The sequence below is a fragment of the uncultured Psychrobacillus sp. genome, assembly GCF_938022135.1.
In the GTDB taxonomy this organism is placed as follows: domain Bacteria; phylum Bacillota; class Bacilli; order Bacillales_A; family Planococcaceae; genus Psychrobacillus.
Genome location: NZ_CALIED010000066.1, coordinates 42082 through 65403, shown reverse-complemented (window position 1 = coordinate 65403; position 23322 = coordinate 42082). Strand labels below are relative to the sequence as shown.

At 36.7% G+C, this 23322-nt stretch carries 25 protein-coding genes and 2 tRNA genes; 25 read left to right on the top strand and 2 right to left on the bottom strand.

Translation table 11 applies throughout. From position 1 onward, the window contains the following. Nucleotides 1-41: 41 nt before the first annotated feature. Nucleotides 42-557: an SRPBCC family protein gene (locus tag Q0371_RS12765; RefSeq protein ID WP_298471686.1), complete on the top strand. Its 516-nt coding sequence runs from the start codon at nt 42-44 to the stop codon at nt 555-557. A gap of 73 nt (nt 558-630) precedes the next feature. On the opposite strand, the gene Q0371_RS12760 is transcribed toward Q0371_RS12765, so the two are convergent. After that, nucleotides 631-1023 carry a reverse transcriptase-like protein gene (locus Q0371_RS12760; RefSeq protein WP_298471684.1) on the bottom strand — a complete coding sequence of 131 codons (393 nt, stop codon included), beginning with the start codon at nt 1021-1023 and terminating at the stop codon, nt 631-633. 90 nt (nt 1024-1113) lie between these two features. On the opposite strand from Q0371_RS12760, the gene Q0371_RS12755 reads away from it, so the two are divergent. Beyond that, nucleotides 1114-1296, top strand: a complete 183-nt coding sequence (locus Q0371_RS12755) for a zinc-finger domain-containing protein (RefSeq protein WP_298471681.1) — start codon at nt 1114-1116, stop codon at nt 1294-1296. A 37-nt stretch (nt 1297-1333) separates the two neighbouring features. Here the strand turns inward: Q0371_RS12755 and Q0371_RS12750 are convergent, their stop codons facing one another. After that, complete coding sequence (locus tag Q0371_RS12750; RefSeq protein ID WP_169360131.1) at nt 1334-1537, bottom strand: cold shock domain-containing protein; 204 nt, start codon at nt 1535-1537, stop codon at nt 1334-1336. A 417-nt stretch (nt 1538-1954) separates the two neighbouring features. Here Q0371_RS12750 and Q0371_RS12745 point away from each other — a divergent pair, with 417 nt between their 5' ends. The 23 genes from Q0371_RS12745 to crtI (Q0371_RS12635) all read left to right on the top strand — a co-directional run bounded on the left by Q0371_RS12745 (nt 1955) and on the right by crtI (Q0371_RS12635) (nt 23314). After that, nucleotides 1955-2587: an HD domain-containing protein gene (locus tag Q0371_RS12745; RefSeq protein WP_298471678.1), complete on the top strand. Its 633-nt coding sequence runs from the start codon at nt 1955-1957 to the stop codon at nt 2585-2587. Next, nucleotides 2584-4464 carry an ABC-F family ATP-binding cassette domain-containing protein gene (locus Q0371_RS12740; protein ID WP_298471675.1) on the top strand — a complete coding sequence of 627 codons (1881 nt, stop codon included), beginning with the start codon at nt 2584-2586 and terminating at the stop codon, nt 4462-4464. The genes Q0371_RS12745 and Q0371_RS12740 overlap by 4 nt, the downstream gene beginning before the upstream one ends. Before the next feature lie 25 nt (nt 4465-4489). Next, nucleotides 4490-5602: a conserved virulence factor C family protein gene (locus Q0371_RS12735; RefSeq protein ID WP_251556192.1), complete on the top strand. Its 1113-nt coding sequence runs from the start codon at nt 4490-4492 to the stop codon at nt 5600-5602. Between the two features lie 409 nt (nt 5603-6011). Next, on the top strand, nt 6012-6464 hold the full coding sequence (locus tag Q0371_RS12730) for a thioesterase family protein (protein ID WP_298471671.1): 453 nt from the start codon (nt 6012-6014) through the stop codon (nt 6462-6464). Nucleotides 6465-6525: 61 nt separating this feature from the next. Continuing rightward, nucleotides 6526-6750 (top strand): LuxR C-terminal-related transcriptional regulator, encoded by a 225-nt coding sequence (locus Q0371_RS12725; protein WP_225215939.1) that lies wholly within the window; start codon nt 6526-6528, stop codon nt 6748-6750. 73 nt (nt 6751-6823) lie between these two features. Next, on the top strand, nt 6824-7282 hold the full coding sequence (locus tag Q0371_RS12720; RefSeq protein ID WP_169360995.1) for a MarR family transcriptional regulator: 459 nt from the start codon (nt 6824-6826) through the stop codon (nt 7280-7282). Nucleotides 7283-7291: 9 nt separating this feature from the next. Next, entirely contained in the window at nt 7292-8089 is a 798-nt protein-coding gene (gene racE, locus Q0371_RS12715; protein WP_169360996.1) for a glutamate racemase, read from the top strand. A 66-nt stretch (nt 8090-8155) separates the two neighbouring features. Further along, a complete protein-coding gene (rph, locus tag Q0371_RS12710; RefSeq protein WP_169360997.1) occupies nt 8156-8905 on the top strand; it encodes a ribonuclease PH in 750 nt (249 codons plus the stop codon). Between the two features lie 7 nt (nt 8906-8912). Beyond that, nucleotides 8913-9506 carry an XTP/dITP diphosphatase gene (locus Q0371_RS12705; protein ID WP_251553413.1) on the top strand — a complete coding sequence of 198 codons (594 nt, stop codon included), beginning with the start codon at nt 8913-8915 and terminating at the stop codon, nt 9504-9506. Between the two features lie 16 nt (nt 9507-9522). After that, on the top strand, nt 9523-10029 hold the full coding sequence (locus Q0371_RS12700; protein WP_169360999.1) for a metallophosphoesterase: 507 nt from the start codon (nt 9523-9525) through the stop codon (nt 10027-10029). A gap of 77 nt (nt 10030-10106) precedes the next feature. Then, nucleotides 10107-10180: transfer RNA gene (locus Q0371_RS12695), tRNA-Arg, on the top strand. A gap of 738 nt (nt 10181-10918) precedes the next feature. After that, entirely contained in the window at nt 10919-12220 is a 1302-nt protein-coding gene (locus Q0371_RS12690; protein ID WP_251553415.1) for a cation:dicarboxylase symporter family transporter, read from the top strand. Nucleotides 12221-12506: 286 nt separating this feature from the next. Further along, entirely contained in the window at nt 12507-12824 is a 318-nt protein-coding gene (locus tag Q0371_RS12685) for a hypothetical protein (protein ID WP_205964137.1), read from the top strand. Nucleotides 12825-12869: 45 nt separating this feature from the next. Next, nucleotides 12870-13202, top strand: coding sequence for an antibiotic biosynthesis monooxygenase (locus tag Q0371_RS12680; RefSeq protein ID WP_169361001.1), 333 nt, complete (start codon nt 12870-12872; stop codon nt 13200-13202). 267 nt (nt 13203-13469) lie between these two features. Beyond that, nucleotides 13470-14642 (top strand): endospore germination permease, encoded by a 1173-nt coding sequence (locus tag Q0371_RS12675; protein ID WP_298471658.1) that lies wholly within the window; start codon nt 13470-13472, stop codon nt 14640-14642. Next, nucleotides 14581-16047, top strand: coding sequence for a spore germination protein (locus Q0371_RS12670; protein ID WP_298471655.1), 1467 nt, complete (start codon nt 14581-14583; stop codon nt 16045-16047). Before Q0371_RS12675 ends, Q0371_RS12670 begins: the two co-directional genes overlap by 62 nt. Continuing rightward, entirely contained in the window at nt 16028-17179 is a 1152-nt protein-coding gene (locus Q0371_RS12665) for a Ger(x)C family spore germination protein (RefSeq protein ID WP_298471652.1), read from the top strand. The genes Q0371_RS12670 and Q0371_RS12665 overlap by 20 nt, the downstream gene beginning before the upstream one ends. Nucleotides 17180-17340: 161 nt before the next feature. Continuing rightward, nucleotides 17341-17414 (top strand) — tRNA-Arg (locus Q0371_RS12660). A gap of 377 nt (nt 17415-17791) precedes the next feature. Continuing rightward, nucleotides 17792-18757: a tRNA-dihydrouridine synthase gene (locus Q0371_RS12655; protein ID WP_169361004.1), complete on the top strand. Its 966-nt coding sequence runs from the start codon at nt 17792-17794 to the stop codon at nt 18755-18757. Nucleotides 18758-18897: 140 nt separating this feature from the next. Next, nucleotides 18898-19035, top strand: a complete 138-nt coding sequence (locus Q0371_RS12650; RefSeq protein ID WP_251553420.1) for a YfhE family protein — start codon at nt 18898-18900, stop codon at nt 19033-19035. Nucleotides 19036-19253: 218 nt separating this feature from the next. Further along, nucleotides 19254-20807 carry a phytoene desaturase family protein gene (crtI, locus tag Q0371_RS12645; protein WP_298471648.1) on the top strand — a complete coding sequence of 518 codons (1554 nt, stop codon included), beginning with the start codon at nt 19254-19256 and terminating at the stop codon, nt 20805-20807. A gap of 120 nt (nt 20808-20927) precedes the next feature. Beyond that, complete coding sequence (locus tag Q0371_RS12640; protein WP_298471804.1) at nt 20928-21812, top strand: phytoene/squalene synthase family protein; 885 nt, start codon at nt 20928-20930, stop codon at nt 21810-21812. Then, nucleotides 21812-23314: a phytoene desaturase family protein gene (crtI, locus tag Q0371_RS12635; RefSeq protein ID WP_298471646.1), complete on the top strand. Its 1503-nt coding sequence runs from the start codon at nt 21812-21814 to the stop codon at nt 23312-23314. The genes Q0371_RS12640 and crtI (Q0371_RS12635) overlap by 1 nt, the downstream gene beginning before the upstream one ends. The last annotated feature ends 8 nt before the right edge of the window (nt 23315-23322 follow it).

Sequence of the window (23322 nt, the reverse complement as noted above, 5' to 3'; positions counted from 1 at the left end):
ATAGAAAGGTTCACATATTGATATGCAAGGGAGTAGTTTGGATGAAAAAGTGGAAGAAGGATATAATTATTAATGTACCTATTGAATTTGCATGGCCTTATTTCTACGGGGACTTAGAGAAAAAGAAAGCAATTTTCCCTAAAATTATAGATGAAGAGGTTTTAAAGGAAACACATGAAGTGGAAGGTACAATAATCCGACAAGCATATAAAAACGGATCGATAGACGAATCCTATGACCTTACTATAAAAAAGTTCATCAACGAACCAAATCATAAGCTCGTACAAGAAGCCTTTATTTTAAACAACATGTTCCGTATGAAGGTGGATTACGAATTAAATTCAGTGGACGAAAACCAAACAAGGTTTACTTATCGATCTGTTAATAGACCAAGAAACCCCTTGTTGAGTCTATTTCAACTCTTCGGTAAAGATGATGTTATTATACGATTCATGAATCGTACAAAAACTAATATTGAGGAAGCGTATAACTCAAACGGAGTAGAACAAGACGTAATCGTAACACCAGGAGAGATTGAAGTAGTACCGGAAAAGTAAAAAGAAATGATGGCATAGGAAATACCCACAAAAAACACCTCCATTCAAATTTACTTGTTGGAGGTGTAGCTTGTTATGATAAATTCTTTCGTACTGCTTCTCGTGCTAATGCATGGGCAGCTTTATTTTGGTCATCAGATATCCACTTTATAAAAAACATATCGAAGGTATCTGTTATAGCTAGTATTTTTTCTAATATGGCTGCAAACTCAGGGTTTTTAGCGTAGCGTTTTTCAACTGCTGCGAATACTATTTGTGAATCAGTCCTAATAGAGACGATGGTAGGGGATAATTTCGATACTTCTTCCAGACCACGTTGTAAGGCGATAAATTCAGTAACGTGATTTGTTTGGTCCCCTATAAACTCACTAATTTTAATCTGGTGACCTTCTCCTTTGATAAAAATCCCAATCCCACTAGGTCCTGGATTGCCAGTAGTGGAGCCATCAATATATAATTCAATCATTATTAATCATCCTTTAAGGTAATGTTAGGTAATTTTTAGAATAAATATAATTGTACTGTTGAATATGTCAAACGGCAAGGAGTAGAAAAAATGAAGCATACACAAATTATAAATGAAATTGATCAGCTAATAGAAAATTATTGTGAAGGCTGTTTGGTGAAAAGTGAGCTAAGAAAAGAAAAAGGTAAGACTAAAGCTCATCAGTTTTGTATTAAAGGCTGCACGGTTGGGGAAGAGATAAAAGAGGCAGGCAACAAATTATTTGGAAAATAAAAAAAGTCCCACGACCAGTTGCCGCGGGAAGAACTGTTTACTTCGATTTTATAACGTTTGCAGCCTGAGGTCCACGGTTTCCTTCAATGATCTCAAATGTTACTTCTTGACCTTCATCAAGTGATTTGAAACCTTCTCCTTGAATACCAGTAAAATGGACAAAAACATCTTCCCCATCATTGTACTCGATGAACCCATAACCCTTTTCGTTGTTAAACCATTTTACTTTCCCCTGTTGCATAACTGTTCCTCCCTTAATCCACAAAAAATTCTGTAAATGGATAAAATAAACTATACATGAAATAGCTGCTACCGTCAATAAAATGTCGAATTATAGCTAAAATCTTATCAATTTTATGAGGTGAAAAAATCTACAATTTAAAACCTACTCCAACAAACTTAAGTATACCCAAATTAATGAAGAAATTCTCAATTTAAATTATGTAATGTGATTAGGTCTTTGGATAGACAAATTTTTATTTTCATAACAAATTTTAAACAATAAGAAAAGGCAAGCTAAAGAGAAATTTTGATATCCACTTACAACAAGAGGGTACCTTCGAATGACTTTCAAAGGAAAAGACTGCACTATAGCGGTCTTTTTTTCTTTTTTTCGTTATAATGAATAGGATGACTCGTTTGAAGGAGGTATTTTAATATGAATGCTATTATCCTGTGTGAAAAGCTAGTCAAAGACATATACAACAAATTTGACGCCAGTCATGATTTTTTGCATATAGAAAGAGTGCGTAAAAATGCGCTGACCATTGCTTCTACGGAGATAAATATCGATTTAGAGATAATTGAATTAGCAGTACTACTACACGATGTAAGCGATCCGAAATATTCGAACGAAGGGAAATTTATGGAGGATTACATCATTGAGCAACTTGAACTTTCTGATGTATCAAAAGATAAAGTAAAAAAAATCATTCAATCTGTTTCCTTTAATGGAGGAAATGAGACAGCCGCGGATACGATCGAGGCGAAGATTGTTAGAGACGCAGATCGGCTAGATGCTATTGGAGCCGTTGGAATAGCAAGAACGTTTGCATATGGTGGAGCAAAGGGAAGAAAATTATACGATGTAGCCGAAACGCCGAGAGACAACATGTCCATCGAGGAATACCGTTCTAAGCAAACAGCTTCCGTCACTCATTTCTATGAGAAGCTGCTGAAGCTGGCAGACGGAATGCAAACTCGAAAAGGCAAAGAGCTTGCTGCAGAAAGGCATGCCTTCATGGAATTATTTCTAGAAAACTTAAGAAAAGAAACAGGGGAATCTATATGAGTCATTTAATCATTTCTAATCTTACAAAAACAGTAGGGGAGAAAACGCTATTTGAAAATATTTCATTTACCATTAATAATCAAAATCGTGCTGGGTTAATCGGTATCAATGGTACAGGGAAATCGACCTTTTTATCGATTATTGCAGGACAGCTTGAGGCAGACTCTATTGATCGGGACCATCCAAACAAGTTTCGAATCGCCTATTTAGAACAGCAACCGGTATTTGAAAAAGAAGAAACGGTCCTTCAAACTGTATTTAGTGGAGATTCACCTATTCTGAAGATCAACAGAGATTATGAAGAAGCATTGCTCGCTTTAATGGCTAATTCCGATTCAACTGAATTACAAAATAGATTGATGGACTTACAGCAGAAAATGGATGAGCTACAAGCATGGGATGTAAATGCTTTAGCAAAAACAGCTTTAACTAAACTAGGGATTACGCAGTTTGAAGATTCAATTTTACATTTATCTGGTGGCCAACAAAAAAGAGTCGCGCTTGCAAAAGTGTTAATAGAGCCGGCTGATTTATTGCTATTAGATGAGCCTACTAACCATTTAGACAAAGAGTCAACAGATTGGCTGCAGGACATGCTGCAAAAAGTAGAAGGAGCCATTATCTTTGTTACACATGACCGTTACTTTTTAGACACAGTAGCCACTCATATTTATGAGCTTGCTGATAAAACGTTGTATACTCACACAGGTAATTATGCAGATTATCTGGAATCTAAAGCGATTCGTGAAGAGATGAACGCTGCATCTCAGCAAAAGCTACAAAATTTATATCGTAATGAGCTAAAATGGATTCGCAGAGGTGCAAAGGCTAGATCTACCAAGCAAAAGGCAAGAAAAGATCGTTTTGAAGAAATCGATTCACAACTGGACCGCGATAATTCTGCTTTAAATCTAGAGCTTGAAATGGCTACTACTAGGTTAGGGAAGCAGGTGTTAGAGGGTAAAAATATTTCTAAACGTTTTGATGCAAAAGTCATTGTAGATGATTTTTCGTTTATCCTACAGGCAGGAGATCGAGTTGGCATAGTGGGGCCAAATGGGGTTGGAAAGAGTACTTTACTGAAAATGCTAGCAGGCGAGATTCAGATGGACTCTGGAGAAGTAGTTGTTGGATCGACTGTAAAACAGATGCACTTCTCACAACAGCTTCCAAAACTAAATGAACAAATGAGAATGATTGAATATGTACGCGAATCCTCCAATCTAATAGAAGTAGGATCTGGAGAAAAATTCTCGGCTGCTCAAATGCTTGAACGGTTTTTATTTCCATTAAATACACATGGCACGCAAATAGGCAAGCTCTCCGGTGGGGAGAAAAAACGTTTAGTTCTATTAAAAATGTTAATGGAGCAGCCAAATGTTCTATTTTTAGATGAGCCAACAAATGACCTGGATATTCAGACCTTATCTGTTTTAGAGGACTTTATGGAATCCTTCCCTGGTGTAATTATTACTATTTCTCATGATCGTTTCTTCCTGGACCGTATTGCTAAAAAGCTTTGGATTCTAAACGGAGATGGCTTAGTTAGAGAATGGTTAGGAATTTATTCGGATTATTTGGAAGACCTTAAGGATACATCAAAAAAAGTAGTGGAAGTTAGGAAAGATAATGCACCCGTAAAAAGTACGAAGGAAAAGAAAAAGCTAACTTATAAAGAACAACGAGAATGGGATACAATCAGTGAGGATATTGAAAAAACAGAGAGGTTGATTGAAGAATTGGAGCAAAAGCTGTTAACTACAGGCTCTGATTTTACATCGTTACAGCAATTGACCGAACAATTAGATCAAGCAAACGAAGTATATGAGAAGCTAATAGAAAGATGGTCTTATTTAGAAGAAATCGTTTCGTCCTGATTTTATAATATTGGAGGTATAAGATATGAAAATATTGACAATAGAACCAACGCCAAGTCCGAATACGATGAAGGTAGTCGTTGACCAGGAGCTTCCTTTTGGGAAGAGTTATAACTATAAAAAGGATCATATAGAAGACGCACCAAAAGAAATACAACGTATATTTGATATCGAAGGAGTAAAAGGGGTATACCACGTTGCGGACTTTTTAGCGATTGAACGAATTGCAAAGTTTAGTTGGGAATCCATCTTAGCATCTATTGAAAATGTATTTGGCGGTGAAAATGAAGCGGAAACTGAAGAAAAGCCTTTAGATCATTATGGTGAAGTATATGTCCATGTACAATCATTCAAGGGGATCCCGCTTCAGGTGAAAGTATTTGATAGTGAATCAGAGTCAAGATTTGGTTTATCTGCCCGCTTTACCAAGGCTTTGGATGAAGCGATGGAGGGTGATAAAGAAAATTATATTATGCTTCGTAAATGGGTTGACTATGGTGTACGATATGGTGATCAAAAAGAGATAGGCGAGCAGCTTGTAAAAGAATTAGAGGCAAGCTTTCCCCAAAGTAAGCTGGAGCAACTAATTGCAGACAAAGACAAAGCCGAGGATGATAGAAAGCCTATAAGAGTTCCGTTCACTTTGGAGGAATTTGAAATAAGTGAATGGGAGAAGAGGTTCCAATTACTTGATAACCTTATTAACCCCCAGGTTGAAGATATCCCAGTTCTAGCAAAAGCAATACAGGATGAACAGGTTTCAATAAGAAGGCTTGCTACTGTATATCTTGGTCTTATTGAAGATGAAAAAGTCATTCCGTACTTAGAAATAGCACTGAAAGATAAGAGTGCATCGGTTCGACGTACTGCAGGAGATGCAATGAGTGATTTAGGATTTGTACAATTTTCAAAAGCAATGGAAGAGGCGCTGTTTGATAAAAACAAATTAGTTCGTTGGCGAGCAGCTATGTATTTCTATGAGGTGGGAGATATGGATGCATTACCAGCCTTAAAGAAAGCGATGGATGACAAGGAATATGAAGTTAAGCTTCAAATCCGTATGGCGATTGCCCGTATTGCAGAAGGAGAAGAAGCAAAGGGCTCCGTTTGGAAGCAAATGAGCGAGGCAAGAAAATGAGTAAAAGTGAAGAGTATGGCGGATATCGCCAGATCTTCTTTTTTAATTGTTTAGGAAACTATAAAGTTCTAAACCTGTGGATAAATTGATGTCTAGCTTCATCGCCTTGCCCCTCGGGGTCAAATGGAGAAAAGCTCCGGTGGCTGAGGAACTGCCTCCTCGCTTTTCTTCATTTGCCTGTCGGGGCAGTGACAGGCGGTTGCGCTTTTCTTGTTGGGAAATTCTAGGTGACATTTAAGGCTCTTTTTTAGTATTGTCCGTTCGTTAAAATACGACAAAGAAGCCGGATGAAATGTTCATTCCTTTTACTAATAATTCGTTAGATGGATTTTTAATTTTCTGATATAATAAATGAATGATTATTCATTTTTAAATGAATATCTATTCTAAATATAAAGGGGATTATTATATGAGAGCAGGATACATAGAAGACTTAGAAGCGTGGGAAAAGGGATTTTCTTTTTATACGGAGGTCAGTGTACGTTTTTCAGAAACAGATATGTACGGACATTTAAATAATACTATACCATTCACTTACTTTGAATATGCTCGTATTGAATACTTTAAAAAGGTTATGCTTATGAATGATTGGCTTAATCCTAAAGGAGAAAAGATACCAGTAGTTGCTGATTTACAATGTGATTATCAGAAACAGGTATTTTTTGATGAGAAGCTTCGTATTTATGTAAAAGCCAATTCAGTTGGTAGTTCTTCGGTTGATATCCATTACATGGCAAAGAATACAAAAGGAGATATAGTGTTTACTGGAAGAGGCAGTATCGTACAAATTGATAAGAAAACGGGAAAATCTGCAAAATGGACCGAACAAGAAAAAGAAGTTTTTCAAAAGAGTATTTACTAGCCGTCACCTACCATCCCTTTGCTACATACGTTAGTAGGAGAGTGGATAGGGGGCTATGGCATTGTACGATGGTAATCAGCAAAGATCAATTTTGACGAGCAGAGAGCGTCAAATATTTCAATTATTAGTAGAAGACAATTCTACAAAAGACATTTCAATTCAGCTGTCTATTAGTGAAAAAACAGTTCGAAACCATATATCTAACACGATACAAAAATTAGGCGTATCTGGTAGATCTCAAGCAATTGTTGAACTATTAAGACTAGGCGAATTATCATTGAATTGATTTGAATCCTTGCCATTTTCCTCAGAACAAGTCACAATAATAAGAGGACGTATTGTTTTGAGGAGTGAGATTCATGGCAGAAGAAAAGAACCAAGTGGAACTTAACCACGAAGATGTTGCTTTTTTAGAAAAAGAACTTCGGCATATTTCAGGGATTATCAAACAAAGAGGGCGACAAATCTTAAATTCTTATACGATAACGCCTCCCCAGTTTGTAGCTCTTCAGTGGCTTTTTGAGATTGGAGACATGACAATCGGGGATTTATCTAATAAAATGTATTTAGCTTTTAGTACCACTACGGACTTAATTGACCGGATGGAAAGAAGTGAACTAGTACAGCGAGTAAGAGACGAGCAAGATCGTCGAGTTGTACGAATACATTTATTAAAAGAAGGCGAGCGTATCATCGAAGAGGTAATTGACAAACGACAGCAATACTTAAAAGATGTGCTGAAACAGTTTGACCAAGATGAAGCACAAACATTATCAACTTTATTAGCAAAATTACATCTTGAGATGAAAAAGAACTGAGGAATTGACGTGAAAGCCCCAATCGGTGTGATAGACTCTGGTGTGGGAGGTTTGACAGTTGCAAAAGAAATTATGCATCTACTCCCAAACGAAGAAATTATTTATATTGGTGATACAGCTAGATGTCCTTATGGACCTAGAACTAGTGAAGAAGTTCGTAAATTTACATGGCAAATGGCAATTGCCTTGTCTAAAATGAAAATTAAAATGCTTGTAATAGCATGTAATACTGCGACAGCAGTAGCTCTAAACTCCTTGAGTAAGAAAATGCCTTTCCCAGTGATAGGTGTTATTTTCCCGGGAGCAAGAGCGGCTATTAAAGCAACGAAAAAAAATGAAATTGTAGTGTTAGGTACAAGCGGTACAATTAAAAGTGGGGCTTATGAAAAAGCGATTGCAGCTCTGAATACTTCTAGTAAAATCATTCCGCTTGCATGCCCTACTTTTGTTCCAATTGTTGAGAGTAATGAATATGAGGGTGACTTTGCGAGAAAAATGGTTTTTGAAGCCTTGCAACCCTTAAAATCAGAGCATTTTGATACGGTTATCCTTGGTTGCACGCATTACCCATTATTGCAAAAGCATATTGAGGATGCAGTTGGTGAACATGTAAATGTACTATCATCAGCTGAGGAAACCGCCCAGGATGTATTGGAGTACTTAGATTATCATCATTTACGCAATCCGACCGAGATAGAGAAAGAACCTATTTTCTATACGACCGGTTCGGTGCCCATCTTTAAAACAATTGTCGAAAAATGGTTAAACTTGTCGAATGCAGATATACGGACAATTTCATTTCATTAACCCTGTTAAGAGAATCCTCGAATAGCGGGGTTTTCTTCTGTTCAGGTACATAAAAAGGAGAAATATATGATTAGATTTGATGGAAGAGAAACAAAGCAATTGCGAAAGGTAACGATCGAGACAGATTATTTAATGCACCCAGAAGGATCTGTATTAATCACGGTAGGTAATACCAAAGTTATTTGTAATGCAACAATTGAAGATCGAGTTCCTCCTTTTTTAAGAGGACAAGGTAAGGGGTGGATTACAGCTGAATATTCTATGCTTCCACGCGCCACAGAATCACGTACACAGCGTGAGTCGTCTAAAGGGAAGGTTACTGGTCGTACGATGGAAATACAGCGTCTAATAGGACGAGCTTTGCGATCAGTAGTAGACCTCGAAGTAATAGGGGAAAAGACAATTTGGATTGACTGCGATGTCATTCAGGCCGATGGAGGCACAAGAACTGCTAGTATAACTGGGGCGTTTGTTGCATTAACCATTGCACTAGGAAAACTGTATGAGCAAAAGCAGCTTCCTAAATTTCCTGTAATTCAATACCTAGCTGCTACTAGTGTAGGGATAGTTGATGAAATTGGAGTAGTGTTAGATTTAAATTACGTAGAGGACTCTTCCGCAACTGTGGATATGAATATAGTACAAACTAGCAGTGGTGAGTACGTTGAGCTTCAAGGTACGGGAGAAGAAGCAACTTTCTCAAAAAGTGAACTATTGGAGCTTCTAGAGTATGGCGAAGCTGGAATCCAGCAGTTAATGGATATCCAACGAGCTGCATTAGGAGATTTAGCTTCTAAAATTGATGAGAAAGGATGATTTGAACATGAAACAAATAATTATTGCAACTAAAAATAAGGGGAAAGCAAAGGATTTTGAAGCATTATTTAATCCCCTTGGATACGAAGTGCTAACCCTACATGACGTAGCAAAAGAAATGGATGTTGAAGAAACAGGTATAACCTTTGAAGAAAATGCCTTGTTAAAGGCGACTGCATTAGCTGAACATTTACAATCGATTGTAATTGCGGATGACAGCGGCCTTGAAGTTGATGCCTTAGGCGGTCGTCCTGGTGTCTATTCTGCGCGTTATGCGGGAGAAGAGAAGAGTGATGAGGCAAACATCACCAAACTGTTAGAAGAGCTTAAAAACGTAAAAGAATCCGAAAGAAGTGCCCGCTTCGTTTGTGTGATTGCAGTTGCATCTCCAACCATGGAGCCATTCACAGTCAGAGGAACATGCGAAGGCGTTATTGCTCAAGAAAGAAAAGGGAATAACGGTTTTGGTTATGACCCAGTCTTCTTTGTTCCGTCCGAGAATAAAATGATGGCCGAATTATCTGCAGAAGAAAAAGGGGCTATTTCTCACCGTGGAAATGCTATTAAGCAATTAAAGTCAAAATTACCTGATTTACTATAAAGGTGGTGGCTGTTCGATGAAGCTTTTAGTCATGAGTGATACGCATAAGGAAATAACGGCTATGGAAGAGGTAATCCGTTTATATACCGAAAAGGTTGATGCAATCATTCACTGTGGGGACAGTGAGTTAGAGGCTTCCTTTTTTGAGGACAAACCTGTTTCCGTTGTTAAAGGGAATTGTGATTATGATCTTGGATTTCCAGAGGAGAAAATTATTTCGTTGGAAGACCAAACCATTTTAATCGTTCATGGCCATCGTCATCAAGTCAAATCCACGATATTGCCTCTCAATTATAGGGCGCAGGAAGTAGGAGCGACGATTGTCTGCTTTGGCCATTCACATTTACTTGGTGCTGAGCTTCAAAACGGCATCTTGTTTGTGAACCCAGGAAGTCTTCAACAGCCAAGGGGACGCAAGGAAAAGAGCTATTCAATTATTGAAAAACAAAAAGATCGTTGGCAAGTTCTATTCTTCTCCTCTGACCATAATCTGTTAGAAGAAGTCACTTTCAATTTTTCATAAAAGTAGTGTTGACAATCATTTGTTATCATTATATAATAAATCTTGTCTTTCCTATCTGTGTGGTGGGGGAGTACTTGGTCTCAGTAGCTCAGCTGGATAGAGCAACGCCCTTCTAAGGCGTCGGTCGGGAGTTCGAATCTCTCCTGGGACGTAAATGGGTTCAGAAATAATTTTAAATCAATTAAAAGGCACCTCAAATCCTTTATTTTCAAGGATTTGAGGTGCTTTTTTGTTTTTTGCTGAACCTAGAGTAATGTTGATCCACCAATTATTGAGAAGATCTCTAATATATTCTCTATAAGCTGAAGGAGCCTTACTTTCAACCTAAGCTGCTTATAATTCAATGAAGCATTTAAACTAATTCCATAATAAATGGGCCTAAGAATATCGGTTTTTGAAAGAATACGCATAAAAGACATTGCCAAATGCCATAACAATTAGAGGCTATATAATAAATCAGCATAAACACTCTACATAAAATTGCTATCAATTGTTGTAGTAAATGCCCTCTAAATATCGCTTAACCTTTTTTTACTATAATGATCTTGGGTATACGAATAGGAAAAAGGAGCACAGCTATAGTCGATTAGAATATTGCCAAACGTATAAAATATACAAGCAAGAATCAAAAGCCAAGCCATAGAAATATGGCCATGAACGATAAAAAAATACTCCTACGAGCAAGGTGGCTGTACATAATAGATAATCTGTGAGTAGCGGTATGCATAGATATATTATCTTTATAGTCATAAAAATTTAAATGCTATTACCATTATTTTCATAGAGCTAATAATTTCACTCTTATATAATATTCTAGTATAATAAAAAACAATATATTATTTTAAGATAGTTTATTTTTATGCACAGTAATAAGGGGGGGTATAAAGAAATGAAAAAGAAAAATCGTATAAGAATTGGGCTAGCTTGGCAAATCTTAATCGGCTTGATATTAGGTATTATTGTTGGCGGTATATTTTATGGAAATGATATTATTTTAAAATACCTTTCTCCATTCGGTACAATTTTCATGAATATGATTAAAATGATTGTAGTCCCAATTATTATTTCGACATTAATTGTTGGTGTAGCCGGTCAAGGTTCTTTAAAACAGGTTGGAAAACTTGGTGTTAAAACACTTGTTTATTTTGAAATCATTACAACGGTTGCCATTATTCTAGGTATATTATTAGCTGATATAACGCAGTTTGGTAGCGGTGTCGATATGAATGAGTTAACAAAAGGAGATATTTCTTCGTATGTGGAAACAACAGAAGAAATGTCTAAAGAAGATCATAGCATAATGGATACAATTGTAAATATTGTACCGACAAACATTGTCTCCTCAATGGCAGCAGGGGACATGTTGCCAATCATCTTCTTTTCCGTACTGTTTGGTCTAGGGGTTGCAGCTATTGGTGATAAAGGCAAACCGGTATTAGCATTAGCACATGGTGTAGCTGACGCGATGTTCTGGGTAACGAATTTAATTATGAAATTTGCGCCAATTGGTGTTTTTGCATTAATCGCAACGACTGTTTCCACATTCGGGTTATCTTCTTTAATTCCATTAGGGAAACTAATGATTTTAGTTTATTTTGCGATGATTTTCTTTATTGTAGTTGTATTGGGCATAACGGCTAAAATTGTTGGGTTAAGCATATTCCGCATTATTAAAATGATTAAAGACGAGCTCATATTAGGATTTTCCACTGCAAGCTCGGAAACTGTATTGCCGCGTATTATGCTGAAAACAGAAAAAGCAGGTGTACCAAAAGATATTGGGTCATTTGTTATTCCAACAGGTTATTCGTTTAATTTAGATGGCTCTACTTTATACCAAGCAATTGCAGCATTATTCATTGCACAAATGTACAATATTGATTTGTCTTTATCAAATCAAATTATTTTAGTTTTAACGTTAATGGTCACATCGAAAGGCATAGCAGGTGTGCCGGGAGTATCGTTTGTCGTGCTTCTTTCAACACTTGGTGCAGTAGGTATTCCTTTAGAAGGGCTAGCTTTCATTCTTGGAATTGATCGTCTATTAGATATGATGCGTACAGTTGTTAACATATGTGGTAATACATTAGCAGCATTAGTCATGGCGAAATGGGAAGGCCGTCTTGACATGGACAAGTATAATAACTACTTTAATAACGAAACAGTTGATGCTTCAGTTAAAGAGGATTAATTGTATAAAAGTAAACAGATGTATCAAGGTTTAGAAAGTTGGTACCGTGGTAGAAAAGCGCTTAAAATCCTTTAACGTTGGGGGTCTTAGGCGCTTTTCTTTTTTTGAGAAGTCGTTAAATACAAGAAATTATTATCTTTTTGCTTCTTTGCCTGTAATCCACTGCTTTAATGGCATCTGTTTTTCTGGTAGCAAAACATACAGATTTCATTACTTAAAATTGACAGGATGTATACATTCGTATACAATTTTATGTATACGAATGTATACATTAGGGGGATGAAAAATGAAAAATGATTCCCATAGAGAAAGACTCACGGATCACTGTGAAGACCGAAATGGTCCTTGTAGAGGTAGTGGAAAAAGACGTGGAGCAAAAACGTTTCGTCGGGGAAGAGCTTTGGCCTTCTATGAGATAATGCAAACTAAATCTAATTCTCTAAAAAGACAGCTCGCTACTCCAGAGCTACAATCCGTGAACTCAGTGTTAGTGGGGGAGCTAAAGGCTGTAGAAATGTTAATGGATGAATTTGCCCAGTTATTTGAATTAGTAGAAGTTGACGAAAAAGATCAACAGAATGAAGTGGAAGAATCAGGACAGTAATAAGAAAGATATTACATATATTCGTAATAATTTGGAGGGATGACAATGTTCGTACAAATTCGCAAATGGACAGTAACAGAAGGAAACTCAGATAAGGTACTAGAACGCTTTAAGAAAAAACCAGATCAAGGACCATCTTTAATTGAACAAAGAGAAGGTTTTATCGGACGTGAACTTTTAGTGAAAAACGTTCGCCGTGGTGAAGAAGAAGTAGTAATGATCGTTCGCTGGGAATCAGAAGAGGCATGGAAAGCATGGGAAAAGAGCCCTGAACATATCGCTGGTCACAAAAATAAAATTAAAGAACACGGTGGAAAACCACCGAAGCCTGAATATGTAATTTCCATGGAGCACGGAAACTATTCAGTAGTTGAATAAGTATTTTGCAAAAGAGTGAGCTATTAATATAGCTTGCTCTTTTTGTTTTAGAAGAATCCCTACCCCGAGGAAAGCGTCCGGCTGGGGCGAAAAATCAAATCTACTCTCTGATTTAAGATTTCTTTGCATCATAAATCAACCCTACCCTTTAACATAGCTAATATAGTTGCTTAAGAATAGTTCTCAAATTTATATCTATTTTACCTTATAAACGCTTTAAAAGTTGTCAAAACTAGAAAGTATTATAAAACGTTAGAAGGTATGAATTTGAAAAGAGTCGGTCCGATAAGTATTTTACATATTGTTGCTTTATCCATGACGATGATTGGATTAAAAAATCATGTCACTATTCTACCACCCATTTTAGAGGTTGGGGGTAGAGATGGGTGGATGTCTGTCATACTGGCTGCAGTAGTTATGAGCTTCTGGATTTTTATACTTGTTTATATTTATAAGCAAGCGAAACAAAGGCCCTTGATGGAGTGGCTTCAGGAGGCAACAGGTCCCAAAACTAGTACAATCTTTCGTTACGTAGTAGGGATCTATCTGTTCGTATTGGCAGCCTTTACCATGCGTGAAGCGATGCAGTGGGTGAAAACCACCTTCTTGCCTACGACATCCATCATCGTCTTATTAATAATTTATATTGTTTTGTGCATCCTATTAGCAACTAGTAATATCCAAACTATTGCAATAGTAAATGTTATGGTCTTGTTTGGTGTTTTAGTTTTAGGATTTTTTGTTGCCTTTGTGAACATTCAGGTGAAGGATTATTCATTGATCCGACCTTTTTTAGAGCATGGCTGGGAGCCTGTGCTAAAAGCCAGTATATTTCCTGCTGCAGGTTATATCGAGCTAATACTACTTCTCTTTTTACAGCAACATATTAAAGACAAAATGAGATGGTACCATTTTGCCATTATCCTTTTCTTGTTAATGGGGCTAACTTTAGGCCCTTTACTGGGAGCCATTACAGAGTTTGGTCCACACGAGGCCGCGGAACAAAATTATCCGGCATATGAGGAATGGGGTTTAGTTACTATTGGGCAGTTCATCGAACATCTTGACTTTTTTTCCATCTACCAATGGTTAACTGGTGCCTTTATACGTGTTGGGCTGCTTTTATTCATCACAATTGACCTTCTTAAAATGAAAAACAAGAAGCCTGTATGGTTCATCTTAGCCCCAGCGTTCTTTATCATTTGTATGATTTTAACGTTAATAAACGACAATTTATTTCTTTTCATTAAAGGTAACTACTTTCTTATAACTACTTTCGTGTTCTTTTTACTAGTATCAATCTTCTTGTTCTTGATAGCTTTTTTTCATAAAAAAACAACAAAAAAAGAGAAAAGACGTATGAAAGGAGGGAAACAAAGTGAAACCAACGGAGGAGAAACTGGATCTTCAAACAATAAAAGAACTATTCAAGAAGAATGAAGATGTCATTTTTCAGTTGTATAACTATGGGAAATATAAAGTCCATTTCATTACCTGTGATGCTATGACCGATCTCCAACTACTAAATGAAACCATTGTTCCTCGGATACAAAAAATGTGCACTGAGGTTGGCGAGGAACCACTTGAGGAGTTCATTTTGAATAAGCTTCATATACCAGATTTACAAAAGGTAGAGGCAAAAGAAGATATAATCACTAGAATATTTAATGGTTATCTAATTCTTCATATTGAGAATGAAAATCTAACATTTTCAAGTAATATTGCTAAAAAGCCTAATAGAAGTCCTGAGGAATCCAGGATGGAAGTACTTATTAAGGGGCCAAGGGATAATTTTATTGAGGATATTTCGGTTAATATTGCTTTAATAAGAAAAAGATTACCTACAAACTCCTTGAATGTGGAAAAACTGGAACTAGGAAAAAGATCAAAGACAACAGTTGCTGTACTTTATATGGATGATATTGCTAGCAAGGACATCCTAAAGGATATTATGAGTCAATTAAAGGAAGTGGATATTGATATTGTTTTTAGTGGAGAACTTTTGCTGGAAAAAATAAATAAAAAATCTCCCATCTTCCCTAGAAATGATTATACTGGAAGGCCAGATTTTGCTGTACAAGCCTTGGTAAGGGGAAGGTTTCTTATTCTAGTTGATGGCGTGGCTTATGTAGTAATAACCCCAGTCAACTTATTTTTGCTATTAAAATCAGGGGAAGACGTAGAATATCCGATGGCTTTTAGTAGTGCTGAAAGAGTTCTGAGAATAATTGGTCTAATGATAGGATTAGCCTTACCTGCCTTTTGGCTAGCGCTTACTACTTTTCATCAGGACCAACTACCCTTTCAATTACTAGCCACTGTTGTTCAAAATAATTCTGGACTTCCGTTGCCTTCAGCCCTTGAAATGCTGACGATGCTAGTTATGTTCGAGTTATTTAGGGAGGCAGGCTTACGATTGCCAACTGTAATCGGAGGAACCATTAGTGTGGTAGGTGGCCTAATTGTAGGGGATGCAGCTATAAGAGCAGGTTTAACAAGCCCCGCCATGATTGTGGTGATAGCTATATCTACCATCGCTACCTTCACTTTAGTGAATCAGTCGCTTGTCACAGCTGTAAGTATAGTTCGAATCATACTCATACTGATTACTTCTATATTAGGGTTGTTTGGGTTTTTTATTTCTTTATATTTTTTACTTCTTTATTTATCAAGTATTAGAATATTTGGAGTTCCATATATGAATATTGCAACCGATTTGAGTTGGGCTACCATTAAAAAGTCGCTTATAAGGTCAGCACCCAAAAACTATAAAGAGCGCCCACATGCTTTAAGTCCTCAGGATTCTACTCGAATTGGAGGAGAAGATGATGAAGAGAATAACTAAACGGTTGTGCATTCTTTGCTTAGTTCTACCTTTACTTACCAGCTGTTGGGATGTGGATGAACCAAATAGAATACGATACATTTATGCAATAGGGATAGATTATAAAGAGGATAAGTATGAAATACATGCTCAAATCATCGACTTCATCAATATTGCAAAGACTGAGCAACCAAACCAGGATGCTATTCAGGTGGAAGTTGGAAAGGCTAAAGGTGACACCATAGAAGAGGCATTCTTCGAATTATATAAATCAATGGATTTGAAGCTTTTCTGGGGACATATGACGTATATGGTTCTTTCTGAGGAAGCACTGAAAGAAGGAAGAGCTAATATTGTTATTAACGCCTTTTTAAGATTTAGAGAGATTAGATATCAAACGTGGGTATATACAACGAAAGATCCTATCGGTGAAATTATGTTGTTAAATCCTCTTTTTAACAGTGCCATGACTAGACTTAAACTAGCCGATCCTATGAGTTCATACCAACAAGAGTCCTTTATAGAACCAATAGATTTTCGGAAGCTTGTTATCCGTTTAAATGAACCTAGTTACGAAGTAAACATACCCTATGTGAAAATAGACGATAATTGGGAGAATGAAAAAGAAAAAGATAAACTACCGAAATTCGAGGGTGTAGGTGTCGTTACTCCAGACGAATTTAAAGGCTTTATCTCAGGCGAAAAAATTAATGGATTACAATGGATGACTAAGGAAACAAAAAAAGGGGAAATTACGATTCCTCGTAATGATAAGTTTGTTTCGATTACGATAGATAATCTCAAAATAAAAGTAAAGCCTAAAGTACAAGGCGACGAAGTGAAATTTGAAGTGAAATTAAATATGAATGCTTTACTAAGTAGCTTTGAGGGGAAGATTACAGAGAAAGAGATTCGACAATTTGTGAAGAAACAAATTAAAAAAGAAATCGAAGAAACCTATTTAGAAGGACTGGAAAAAGACGTGGATATTTATCGTCTATCAGAATATTTATATAGAAGTGATGTGAAGAATTGGAAAAAAGTACAGAAGGATGGCAAAGTTCCTTTGACAGAAAGCTCTATTAGCAGTATAACGATAGAAGTTAATAAAGTTTATACAGGGAGAAAAGCATTTAAAGAAACAATTGAATAGCTTAATTGCTTCTTCTGTAGGAAATAAGGGGATAGGATAGGAAATAATGTTCTTTTTTCCTTATTAATTTATAAAAAATGATTAATACCCTTGACAATAAATCAAATATACATGATAATAAATATTGTCTTTCCAGTATTTTAATTCGGAAAGAAAATATTGTCTCAGTAGCTCAGCTGGATAGAGCAACGCCCTTCTAAGGCGTCGGTCGGGAGTTCGAATCTCTCCTGGGACGTAGATTGGTTCAGGTGATCGAAGTTTGAACCTAACTAAAAGTGCTTCAAATCCTTTTATATAAAGGGGTTTGGGGCATTTTTTCTGTCTTTTGACTCCTTGTTTTAAATGTGTCACTAAACGAAATAAATAAAGAGCAGAACTACCAAATTTACTTCTTGCAAAATGAAAATCTTTATAAGAGAAACATGTATGAAGATAAATTGAAAAAGCTAGGTTATACTATAAAAATGACTTTATTGCCTAGCCAAACGAGATCTTTATAGCTCTCTTTATATGTGCAATAACTTTTTATATGTAAATTAAATCATAATTTTTAATAACACTGGGATCTGTGGTTGAAGATGAATCCCATTACGAGAGGGTTGGAATATAAATATGACTAAAAATTTTTGGCAGGAATTGCCTAAACCTTTTTTTGTACTTGCACCAATGGAAGATGTGACAGATGTAGTTTTTCGTCAAGTTGTTAGTAAAGCAGGTAGACCTGATGTCTTCTTTACGGAATTTACAAACACGGAGAGCTATTGTCATCCAGAGGGCCAAAAAAGTGTGCGCGGAAGATTACTTTTTACTGAGGACGAACAGCCAATGGTTGCGCATATTTGGGGAGATAAACCCGAATTTTTCCGTCAAATGAGTATCGGAATGGCTGAGCTAGGTTTTAAAGGTATTGATATAAATATGGGCTGTCCTGTACCGAATGTAGCAACAAGAGGAAAGGGCAGCGGTCTAATTCTTCGTCCAGACACAGCAGCTGAACTTATAGAAGCAGCAAAAGCTGGTGGATTGCCAGTAAGTGTGAAGACAAGACTTGGATATACAGAAATAGATGAATGGCAAGAATGGCTAACGCATATTCTTGAACAAGATATTGCGAACCTTTCTATTCATTTACGTACTAGAAAGGAAATGAGCCAAGTTGACGCACATTGGGAGCTGATTCCAGAAATTAAAAAGCTACGTGATCGTATTGCGCCAAACACGCTTTTAACTATAAACGGTGATATCCCTGATAGAGAAACAGGGCTTAAGCTAGTAGAACAATATGGCGTGGATGGAGTTATGATTGGACGCGGTATTTTTAAAAATCCGTTTGCATTTGAAAAAGAGCCAAAAGAGCATAGTACACAGGAATACCTTGACCTTTTAAGGTTGCAGCTGGATTTACAGGACAAATATGCAGAGGAATTGCCACGCTCCATCTCGGCACTTCATCGTTTCTTCAAAATATATGTTAAAGGCTTCCCAGGGGCAAGTGAATTAAGAAATCAATTGATGAATACAAAGTCAACGGATGAAGTTCGTACGTTGCTCGATAATGTTGAATTAAAACAAGATTAATAGCTGAAGTGCATGATATAAGTAAAAGTTGGATAACATATCCCTGACAGGATTATTATACTTTTTTAAAATTAGCATGATGTAGTATATCTCTCCTTTCAAAGAACAACATAATAATATACTTTGAAAGGAGTGGTATGATGCCAGACCGTAAACCGCCACATGAGCAATTAACTGTAAAAGACAATGGTTTAACATCAACTCAAGAAGTTTTGTATCAGCAGGAATTTAAAAAGGCTGATCAAGCGACACAAAAAAATAATTCACGAAAAAAGTGAATAATAAATCATAGTATAGAACCCTCTTGTGCTAAAGGAGCACAAGGGGGTTTTTTTAATTTTATAATAGAAAGAAATAATTTTATATAATGTTTGTATAATGTAAAACAAATAAAGGTTATACAAATTGATTGACTTTTGTATAATGTTTGTGAATAATTAAAACAAATAACGTTTGTAGGATAAAGACAATATTTGACGGAGAGGAAGAATAAATAATGCCAAAAAGTAAAAAGAGAGTAGTAGTTATTGGAGCAGGGGTAGCTGGATTAGCAAGTGCCATTCGCCTTCAGCATGCTGGATATGAAGTGGAGTTATATGAAAAGGAGGCTTTACCAGGTGGCAAAATGAATCGAATTGACATGGATGGTTATCAATTTGATCTTGGGCCGAGTATTGTGATGATGCCTGAGCTATATAGGGAAGTATTTGAGTTAACTGGAAGAGATCCGGACGATTATATCCCTATGCAAAAAATTGATCCGATGTATTCAACTTACTTCGGAGCAAAGGCGGAGGAAAAATACGACATCTCTTCTGATTTGGTAGAGCTTATGAAGACGCTAGAGAATATATCAGAGGAAGATTCAAAAGGCTTTTTAAACTATCTTCAGGAAATTTACCAACGTTATCTTGTAGCAAAAAATCATTTTCTTCAAAGACCTTTCCGTAACTTCACTGATTTTTATAATCCAAATACGATTCGTCAAATGCTTAAGCTAAAAACGTTTGATAGTGCAGACCATTTTATCGGGAAGTATGTAAAGAATGAACGCATAAAGCAAATTCTCAGCTTTCAAACGTTATACATAGGAGTGTCGCCATACAATGGACCTTCTTTATACACAATTATCCCAATGATAGAAATGCTTTATGGAGTTTGGTTTATCAAAGGTGGAATGTATACAATGGCTTCCTCAATGGAGCGGTTATTTAAGGAACTAGGTGGCAAAGTTTATTACAATGCATCTGTAGATGAGGTTCTTATAAAAGATCAACAGGCTTATGGTATCCGAGTAAAAGGAAAAGAAGTTCTTTCTGATTTTGTTATGTGCAATGCTGATTTCCCTTATGCAATGAAAAATTTAGTCAAGGATACTAAATCCAAAGGAAAGTATACGGATAAAAAAATAGATAGTATGAAATATTCCTGTTCCTGCTTCGTGATGTATTTAGGAATGGATCGAAAATACGATGAACTGGACAATGTACACAATTTCTTTATCACTGAAGAGTTAGAGAAGAACCTCACTGATATTTTTGATGGGAACAAGTTGGAGCAGCCTTCTTTCTATGTTTACGTAGGCTCTAAATTAGATCCTAGTCTTGCACCAGAAGGAAAGGACGGGCTTTATATTCTTGTGCCAGTTCCTGAGCTATCTTCCTCGAAGTATGAATGGACAGATGAAACGGTTCAATATTATCGGAAAAAAGTAATGGATTCTCTAAAGAATGTTAAAGGGTTAGAAAATATTGAAGAGGAAATTGTTTCTGAAACGTATATGACTCCATTAGATTTTGAGTCGAAATTTAATGCATATAACGGTGCTTGCTTTGGTCTACAGCCAACACTGACGCAAAGCAACCATATGCGTCCACAGAGTAAAGCAAAAAACTGTGAAAATCTATATTTTACTGGAAGTAGCACGCATCCAGGAGCAGGAGTGCCTATCGTCTTACTCTCTGCTAAGATCGCAACCGAAGAACTGTTATTGGATGATGGAATAAAAGAAAAAAATAAAGCGGGCTTTCCAGAACTTGTGACCAATTAAAAAAGTGAAACTATGAAAATCTTGTTCGCTTGCTCCAATTATTGTCCAGCTATTGTTATTAGCAGGCTATGAGAGAGGATGCGCAAGTCCTATAAATATTAGAAGGAGGCGAAGGATTTGGTGAGAAAACAGGATACAACAGTAAAGGATTACTATCGGTATTGCGAAGAAATCATTAAAAAGAACTCGAAGAGCTTTTATTTCGCTTTTAGTCAGCTGCCAGAGGACAAAGCGAATGCTGTATTTGCTATTTATACTTTTTGCAGGAGAGCAGACGACAGTGTCGACGAGAATGGTTCCAAGGTTAGACAACAGGAAGAACTGGAACGCTTAAAAAAGGAGCTGCAGCTTTTTGAGAAAGGGGAAGAAATTCAACATCCAATGTGGCTAGCACTTCGGGACGTATTTAATAGATATAACATGAGCATTGAACCCTTTTATGAGCAATTGGAGGGTCAGCGGATGGATATAAATTTTACTGAACCAATGACGCTTAAGGAATTGGAGAAATACAGCTATTATGTAGCTGGAGCAGTTGGCTTAATGCTTTTGCCTGTCCTTGCACAAGGCAGTAGCATAGATTTAACAGAGCAGGCTATTAGCCTTGGTATAGCTATGCAAATTACGAATATTCTGCGAGACATCGGCGAAGATTACCAGATAAAAAATAGAATTTATATACCTCAGTCTCTTTTAGCTTCAGAGTTATACAGCGCGGATCATTTAAAGAATGCCACGATTAACTCCAGTTTTATTCGCATTTGGGAATCCCTAGCGCAACATGCGGAGGAGTTATACGACAATTTCTTTCATTCTATCTTTTATTTTGATGAGGATAGTCGTTTTCAAGTATTACTAGCAGCAAAGGTTTATCGGGGAATATTAAATGCGGTGAGAAAAAATAATTATGATTGTTTTCATGTAAAAAATTATGTTTCACCAATTGAGATGCAAAAAATTTATCAGGCAGCTCGTTTTGTAGTGAATAGGAAGGTGCTTTCATAATGGTAGAAAAACAAAAGACTGTCGTAATAATAGGTGGAGGATTAGGTGGTTTATCTGCGGCTATTTCATTGGCTCAGGCAGGCTATTCCGTTTCCCTTTATGAGAAAAACAATCATCTAGGCGGAAAGCTAAATCGACTAGAACAAGATGGTTTTGGATTTGATTTAGGACCCTCTATTCTTACAATGCCACATATCTTTAACCGACTATTTACACGTAGTGACCGTAATATGTCGGATTATATATCGGCATTTAGATTAGAACATGAGTGGCGTTCCTTTTTTACAGATGGAACAACTATTGATCTATACGGGGATCTTGAAAAGATGGCAAAGGAAAATATGAGCTTGTCAGCAAAGGATATACGAGAGTACGAGGCATTCCTTCTATATGCAAAAAGAATATATGAAGTAACAGAAGAAGGGTATTTAGGTAAAGGATTAGATAGCACCATGGACGTATTTAAGCAGCATGGATTCATAGAGTCACTAAAAGGCTTTGATTATTTTTCTACTATGTATGATGGGATAAAAAAGAGAATAAGCAATCCTAATTTAAGAACTATGCTTTCTTACTTTATTAAGTATGTTGGCTCATCTCCGTATGATGCACCCGCAGTACTAAATATGATGATTTATATGCAGCATGCACAGGGTGTATGGTATGTTCCAGGAGGTATGCATGGAATCGCCCGTGGGATGGTGAAGCTTGGTAAGGAGCTTGGCATATCCTTCCACACTGGAAAAGAGGTAAAGCAATTACATAGAGACGGAGCCAAGCGTATTGCTTCTGCAGAGCTTGCCGATGGAACAAGAGTTAGTGCAGATTATTTTATCTCTAATATGGAGGTAATTCCAGCATATGAAAAGTTACTAGAAGAAGAGCCAGCCTATGTAGAAAAGCTAGAAAATAAGTTTGAACCTTCAAGCTCGGGTTTAGTATTACATCTAGGGGTTAATAAAAAATATCCTCAATTAGCTCACCATAACTTTTTCTTTTCGGATAACTTGAAGGAACAAATGGATCAGGTTTTCCATCGCTATGAGCTACCTGATGATCCAACGATTTATTTGGTAAATACAAATAAAACAGACCCAAGTCAGGCGCCTCCTGGACATGAAAATATAAAAATATTACCTCATATTCCTTATATACAAGATAAGCCCTTTACGGATAACGATTATTTAGAGCTAAGAGAACGAGTATTGATTAAGCTTGAAAAAATGGGATTGGAAGGGCTTCGACAGCATATTGTCACGGAGGATATGTGGACACCACATGACATTGAACGTACGTATTATTCCCATCGAGGTTCTATTTATGGAACAGTTTCCTCGAAAAAGAAAAATCACGGTTTTAAGAACCCAAAGCATAGTGAACTATACGATAATTTATACTTTGTAGGCGGCACAGTGAATCCAGGTGGCGGTATGCCTATGGTTACACTAAGTGGTCAGCAGGTGAGCGGGATGATAGAGGAGAGAGACAGAAAGGAATCATAAGGAAGAGG